General features: G+C 46.9%; 8 protein-coding genes. All 8 read right to left on the minus strand.

What is annotated here, in order from left to right; translation table 11 throughout:
• Positions 1–830 (minus strand): sulfate/molybdate ABC transporter ATP-binding protein (locus tag BM122_RS19805; RefSeq protein WP_074907244.1); only part of this gene is annotated, 830 nt, incomplete at its 3' end.
• Complete coding sequence (gene cysW / locus BM122_RS19810; RefSeq protein ID WP_074907246.1) at positions 820–1,701, minus strand: sulfate ABC transporter permease subunit CysW; 882 nt, start codon at positions 1,699–1,701, stop codon at positions 820–822. The genes cysW and BM122_RS19805, both read right to left, overlap by 11 nt.
• Positions 1,702–1,711: 10 nt before the next feature.
• Positions 1,712–2,545 (minus strand): sulfate ABC transporter permease subunit CysT, encoded by an 834-nt coding sequence (cysT, locus tag BM122_RS19815; RefSeq protein ID WP_074907248.1) that lies wholly within the window; start codon positions 2,543–2,545, stop codon positions 1,712–1,714.
• The gene (locus tag BM122_RS19820) at positions 2,542–3,438 is read right to left on the minus strand and encodes an EAL domain-containing protein (protein WP_074907250.1); all 897 of its coding nucleotides are present in this window, start codon (positions 3,436–3,438) and stop codon (positions 2,542–2,544) included. The genes cysT and BM122_RS19820 overlap by 4 nt, the downstream gene beginning before the upstream one ends.
• Positions 3,439–3,629: 191 nt before the next feature.
• A complete protein-coding gene (locus BM122_RS19825; protein ID WP_074907252.1) occupies positions 3,630–3,944 on the minus strand; it encodes a DUF2325 domain-containing protein in 315 nt (104 codons plus the stop codon).
• A 606-nt stretch (positions 3,945–4,550) separates the two neighbouring features.
• Positions 4,551–5,417, minus strand: coding sequence for an EAL domain-containing protein (locus tag BM122_RS19830; RefSeq protein ID WP_074907254.1), 867 nt, complete (start codon positions 5,415–5,417; stop codon positions 4,551–4,553).
• 308 nt (positions 5,418–5,725) lie between these two features.
• Entirely contained in the window at positions 5,726–5,923 is a 198-nt protein-coding gene (locus BM122_RS22875) for a DUF2325 domain-containing protein (protein WP_143083564.1), read from the minus strand.
• A gap of 58 nt (positions 5,924–5,981) precedes the next feature.
• A partial coding sequence (locus BM122_RS19840; protein ID WP_074907256.1) for a sulfate ABC transporter substrate-binding protein occupies positions 5,982–6,815 on the minus strand: 834 nt, incomplete at its 5' end.

Here is a 6,815-nt window from a genome sequence, read left to right on the forward strand (position 1 = left end):
CGTACGTAGGCAATCGCGGCAAGATTTTCGGCTTCGGCGTGCTCAGGGGCATCAATTTCAACATCACCAATCCAGGCACGGCCTTGATGTACCCGACCATGGAACAGGTTGACATGCCCCAGAAATTCATACACAAATGGATTGGCTGGGCGTTCATAAACTTCGTCGGGTGTACCGATCTGCTCAATGCGTCCTTCGTTCATCACTACAACACGATCGGATACTTCCAGTGCTTCTTCCTGATCATGGGTAACAAAAATACTCGTGATATGCATGTCATCATGCAGTCTTCTCAACCAGGCACGTAATTCCTTGCGCACTTTGGCATCCAGCGCGCCGAAGGGTTCATCCAGCAGCAATACTTTGGGTTCTACCGCCAAAGCGCGTGCCAAAGCAATGCGTTGACGTTGCCCGCCGGAGAGCTGGTGGGGATAACGATCTGCCAGCCAGTCGAGTTGCACCAGTTTCAGCAGATCGGTAACGCGGTCACGGATTTCCTGATCTTTCAAACGATTCTGTCTGGGGCGAACACGCAATCCAAACGCGACATTCTCAGAAATCGTCATGTTACGGAACAGCGCGTAATGCTGAAAAACAAAGCCCACCTGCCGTTCTCGGATAGGTTGACTGGTGGCGTCTTCATTATTAAACAGCACTTGACCTGAATCGGCTGTTTCCAGCCCGGCAATGACGCGCAGTAAAGTGGTTTTGCCAGATCCTGAAGGACCCAGCAAAGCAAGCAGTTCGCCTGAATGGATTTCCAGATTAACGTCGCGCAATGCAGCAAATGATCCGAATTGCTTGGAGAGATGACGTATTTCAATGCTCATGAATGAATTCTCCTTTTTGATGAGCTACTTTTGCCTCTAAGAAAGTTTTGAAGACGAGTGTGATGAGTGCCAGCAATGCCAGCAGGGATGCGACTGCAAAGGCTGCTGCATAGTTGTATTCGTTATAGAGAATCTCAACGTGCAGCGGCAAGGTATTGGTACTGCCGCGGATATGGCCCGATACCACTGAAACGGCACCGAATTCACCCATGGCGCGCGCATTGCATAAAATAATGCCATATAACAAACCCCACTTGATGTTGGGGAGGGTAATGCGCCAGAAGGTCTGCCAGCCATTTGCGCCCAATGCTACAGCGGCTTCTTCCTCTTCGGTTCCCTGTGCCTGCATGAGGGGGATCAATTCACGTGCAATAAATGGGACGGTCACAAAAATCGTTGCCAAGACGATGCCAGGTACTGCAAAGATAATTTTGAGATCGTGCTCGGCTAGCCATGGCCCTAACCAGCCCTGTAAACCGAAAACCAGAACATAGATGAGACCGGCAATCACGGGCGAAACGGAAAAGGGCAGATCAATCAGCGTGATCAGGATGTTCTTGCCACGGAATTCAAATTTGGCGATCGCCCAGGCTGCCGCGATACCAAATACCAGATTAAGTGGCACCGCAATGGCAGTGGCAATCAACGTCAGTTTGATGGCGGCAAGGGCATCCGGGTCCGTAATCGCAGCAAAATAGACCTCGACTCCTTTTTTGAGCGCTTCGTAGAATACCAAAAGCAAGGGTACAAAAAGGAAGAGTGTCAGGAAGGTAAGTGCTATTGTAATTAACGCCCAGCGTACCCATACTGGTTCCTGGGTAAGGGCCGTTCGTGGTACTTTACTGGGGTAAGTGATGGTGATCGTGGTCATGGGAGAATTCTCATGCTAATGCGTTGCGGCGGCGACTCCACCATTGCAACAGGTTGATAATGAGAAGCAGAATGAAAGAGATCACCAACATGACGACCGCAATGGCGGTGGCGCCAGTGTAGTCATACTGCTCCAGCTTGGTAATGATCAATAACGGGGTGATCTCCGAAATCATCGGCATATTGCCCGCGATGAATATGACGGACCCATACTCTCCAATAGCGCGCGCAAAGGCCAAAGCGAAACCTGTCATCAGTGCTGGAAAAATAGTCGGGAAAATGATGCGCAAGAAAGTCTGCAGCCGATTCGCACCCAGCATGGCAGCGGCTTCTTCCAGTTCGGTTTCGATATCTTCCAGGACAGGCTGTACGGTGCGCACTACGAACGGCAAACCAATAAAAGTCAGTGCCACGTAGACACCAAGCGGGGTAAAGGCAATTTTGATCCCAAGCGGCTCAAGCAGCTGACCGATCCAACCGTTGCCAGCATAAAGGGCTGTCAGGGCAATTCCCGCTACCGCAGTTGGCAGAGCAAACGGCAGATCGATCAGCGCATCAACCACTCGTTTACCAGGAAAATGATAACGAACCAACACCCAGGCTACCAGCAGCCCGAATACCGCGTTGGTAAGTGCGGCGGCAAACGAAGCGCCAAAGGTCAGCCGGTACGAGGCGAGCACGCGGGGTGTCGTCACGGTCGCCCAGAATTCCGGCCAGGTCAGTTCGGCAGTTCGAATAAACGCCGCCGAAAGCGGAATGAGCACGACCAGACTGAGATAAAGTAGGGTAAAACCCAGCGCCAGGTTAAACCCTGGCAACACGCTATGCCGTTTGAATGTACTCACTTATACTCCTTCTTAGATTCAAATTTCCTTGCCTCTTCCAGTGTTTGTGCCAAATTCGGATCCAGGCTTTCTTGGATCAGTTGAGGTGAAACGGTGCGAACAGCGCGCGCTGGCTCGCTGAGAAAATGACCTTGCAAATAGTCAGCACCAAGACGTTTAGCAGAGGCTAATTGATCGGATGTTGCAATATCCCATACCAGAACCTTGGCCCCGAAATGGTGAACAGCTCTGATGAGAGCATCAATTACACGGTCATTCGGCAGATAAGAGGCTTTGATCCGTATCATCTCCGGATATAAGCGACTTAGCTCTGACATCCAGGCACTACTTGAAGCACTGGAATAAGTCACGGCAATGTGGTAGCCGCGTAAGTGGTAGTTATTAATCACTTTCTGCAGTAACTCCCAGTTATGATTGATAGTGGGAGGGATTTCAATCGTCACTTGGGAGGTTTTCACCCCGATCAAATTAAGAAAATCTTCAAATGCACGCCCATGATCGACCTTAACCGTTTCCAGAAGAAGCGAGTGTACGCCTACCAATAATTTTTGATCTGACCTGGTAGCTTTATTATGGAAATAATTGAGTGCGTGCACTGCCCGGCATAAGCGGTCCAAATGGACCAATTGCTCATTACTGGTTGCTTGAGCAAAAACCTGCCACGGCGAGAGCGATATTTCTCCATCCGACTCTAAGCGGATATGAGCAGTGTGCCCTATCGTCTTGTTTTGAGCCATATCGATAATGGGTTGGAAAGCGCTGGTTAACCTGCAACGATAAAATTGTCCACTTATCCAGCCATCCTGGGCACGTTCTAGAGCGTAGTCTGTAGCCGACTGGATTAACTCAAATTCATCTTTAATTACAAAAGCTGCGGGAGTGAAGGTGTTCATGGAAAAACTCCTGTTAAAGGATGTATTGATCTGCGTGGCAGAGGTGGTCTCATTATTGGGCGTGGTGGTAGCCATTCCAGTTTCTATTTCTGCATAATCAGCAGAGTTGGATTGATTAGGAACGATTAATTTGATGGCTTCAAATCATTCACCGCGTCGAGATCACTTTCCTGCCACTGAAAGCTCACTGCTCAAAAACTATAACAAGCACAACAGTCCTCATCAGTTTTTTCCTGGTGCAATAATTTATGTCTGAGTTCATGAGTGGAATGGCGGCAATAAATGAGGGGTAGGCCTTTACGGCTGGCCTGGTTTTTCAGTGAAATGGTCAGACTATGATTGACGTAATCGCACACCATGACAATCAAGCGGGTATGATTAGAAAACGTGCGTTTTACAAAACCTTTCTTACGCCCATGCCAATGTTCGACTTCAGTATACCCTTGTGCAACCACTTGACGTTTCAGCGACTCAACCTGATCACCGCCAACAATTAACACACTCATGTTTTTTTCCTTCAATGATGTTTATGCTGGGGAGTGGGTTGCCCAACCCCCTGTTTAGTTATTTCAGATAGATTTGATCAAACGTGCCACCGTCATCAAAGTGGGTCTTTTGTGCATTTTTCCAATTTAATTCTTTATTGTATTTTAAGAATAAAATCAAGGGGATGTAAGAGAATTTCTTTCTCGACATTTCACCTGCACGACCTGATGATCATAGGTCACGATCTCAGCTGAGACGAATTGAATACTAGAAATGACCCGTAAGATTTCCTGCTTGATATTCTGGAAAATCAAATAACTATTTTGTAGTGTCATGCTGTTAGTCACTATGCTGAAGTGATTCATTTATTAGATAGTTAGACACTCTACCAGTCATTGTTTATGCGTAGAAATAATATTATTTCATTTGTTTATCACTTTTTCGTATATATAACTTAATAACAATAGCTAGCAGGTCAAGTTATGAAAATAATTCAACCTAAAAGAGCCACTTTTAAGTTAATTCAAATAACTCATCAAATCACGCAGCTTGCTTGTCCCTTAAATTACCGCTATGTCACAAGAGATACGGTTTAAATGGCTACAACTGGCTAATGAAATTGAATATCAAAGCGATCTCCATTCTTTACTTTCTTTGATGAGCTGCGGTGAAATCATATGGATAGCCCGTGCTGGTTTGCTGAGAAAATTTCCCTGCAGATAATCTACCCCAGCCTTGACAGCCTCAGTGGCTTGATCGGAGGTTTCTATATCGTATGCCAGAACGATTGCACCAAAGCGATGAATGGTTTCTATGCAGGGCGCTACTGCGTTGTACCGTAACAGATCACCTATCGGAATACGCAAGATATCTGGATATAAACCACCGAGCTCCACCATCAGTTCTAACATCCAATCGTTACTGCCGCTATTAAAATGAGTTGCAATCTGATAGCCACGGGAGCGGTAGTTCTGTATAATTTTTCTGAGAAATTTCCAATCGCGATTGATTTCACTCGGCAGTTCGATCACCACGCGTGAGGTGGGAACTTCAATCAGGTTCAATACATGCTCAAATGCCTGGCCATGATCGTCTTTGACACTCTCCAATAATCGCGGCTGCACACTGACAAATAATTTACCTTTCTGATAGGACGTATGATTAAAATAATTCAGGGCGTGGATCGTACGGCATAAACGATCCAGTTTAGCTATTTGGCTGTCTTCTGGTGTAAGAGCAAAAATATGCCATGGAGCAGTGGAGAATTGCCCATTTGATTCAGAACGGGTATAGGCTATATGGCCGATAGTCTGGTTCTCGATAGTGCCAAAGATAGGCTGAAAAACACTGGACAACTGGCAATTATAGAAAGATCCTGTGACCCAACCTTCTTCGGAGCGTTGCACCGGGTAATCAGTAGCGCCCAGAATACGTTCTAGTTTACGTGATAAAACCTCTTCGTTAACAAAAATACCAATCTTAGAAATAGACATGGAAAAAACTCCTGTTAAATGATGTATTGATCTGCGTGGCAGAGGTGGTCTCATTATTGGGCGTGGTGGTAGCCATTCCAGTTTCTATTTCTGCATAGTCAGCAGAGTTTGATTGATTAGGAACGATTAATTTGATGGCTTCAAACCCTCACCGCGTCGAGATCACTTTCCTGCCACGGAAAGCTCAGCGGTCAGAAACTGTAGCCAGCGCAACAGTCCTCATCAGTTTTTCCCTGGGGCAATAATTTATGTCTGAGTTCATGAGTGGAATGGCGGCAATAAATGAGGGGGATGCCTTTACGGCTGGCCTAGTTTTTCAGTGAAATGGCCAGACTATGATTGACGTAATCGCACACCATGACAATCAAGCGGGTATGATTAGAAAACGTGCGTTTTACAAAACCTTTCTTACGCCCATGCCAATGTTCGACTTCAGTATACCCTTGTGCAACCACTTGACGTTTCAGCGACTCAACCTGATCACCGCCAACAATTAACACACTCATGTTTTTTTCCTTCAATGATGTTTATGCTGGGGAGTGGGTTGCCCAACCCCCTGTTTAGTTATTTCAGATAGATTTGATCAAACGTGCCACCGTCATCAAAGTGGGTTTTTTGTGCATTTTTCCAATTCCCGAATGCGTCATCGATTTTGAACAGCTTGATAGCCGGAAACTGCTTGGCATACTTTGCCGCAATCTTTTCATTGATTGGTCGGTAGAAATGTTTGGCAGCAATCTCCTGGCCTTCATCCGAATAAAGATACTGGAGATAAGCTTCAGCGACCTTGCGTGTGCCTTTCTTGTCGACCACCTTGTCGACTAGGGCAACAGTAGGCTCGGCAAGGATACTGAGCGAAGGTACAATGATCTCAAATTTATCCTGGCCATATTCCTTGAGTGCCAGGAACGCCTCGTTTTCCCAGGAAATGAGCACATCGCCGATCCCACGTTCGATGAAGGTCGTGGCTGAACCTCGTGCGCCGGAATCCAGTACGGGTACATTTTTAAAGATATCCGAGACAAATTCTTTCGCTTTGGCTTCACCAAAATACTGTTTGCCGAATTCCCACGCCGCCAGATAATTCCAGCGCGCGCCCCCGGATGTTTTGGGGTTAGGGGTGATCACCGCGATGCCTGGTCTCGCGAGATCATTCCAGTCCTTGATGCCTTTCGGGTTGCCTTTGCGTACCAGAAAAATAATGGTTGAGGTATAAGGTGAACTGTTATGGGTCAAACGTGTTTGCCAATTGTCCGGGAGGAGCTTGCCATGCGTTGCGATGGCATCAATATCTGCTGCCAGTGCGAGCGTGACCACATCAGCATCCAACCCATCAATGACAGAGCGTGCTTGTTTGCCGGATCCTCCATGTGATTGCTTGATAGTCACCTTCTCGCC

The organism is Nitrosomonas communis (genome assembly GCF_900114745.1).
GTDB lineage: Bacteria > Pseudomonadota > Gammaproteobacteria > Burkholderiales > Nitrosomonadaceae > Nitrosomonas > Nitrosomonas communis_A.

Excerpts from the sequence above, each read along its gene's own strand:
- cysW (WP_074907246.1), bottom strand. The coding sequence starts at position 1,701 with ATGACCACGATCACCATCACTTACCCCAGTAAAGTACCACGAACGGCC.
- BM122_RS19820 (WP_074907250.1), bottom strand. The coding sequence starts at position 3,438 with ATGAACACCTTCACTCCCGCAGCTTTTGTAATTAAAGATGAATTTGAG.
- BM122_RS19825 (WP_074907252.1), bottom strand. The coding sequence starts at position 3,944 with ATGAGTGTGTTAATTGTTGGCGGTGATCAGGTTGAGTCGCTGAAACGT.
- BM122_RS19830 (WP_074907254.1), bottom strand. The coding sequence starts at position 5,417 with ATGTCTATTTCTAAGATTGGTATTTTTGTTAACGAAGAGGTTTTATCA.
- BM122_RS22875 (WP_143083564.1), bottom strand. The coding sequence starts at position 5,923 with ATGAGTGTGTTAATTGTTGGCGGTGATCAGGTTGAGTCGCTGAAACGT.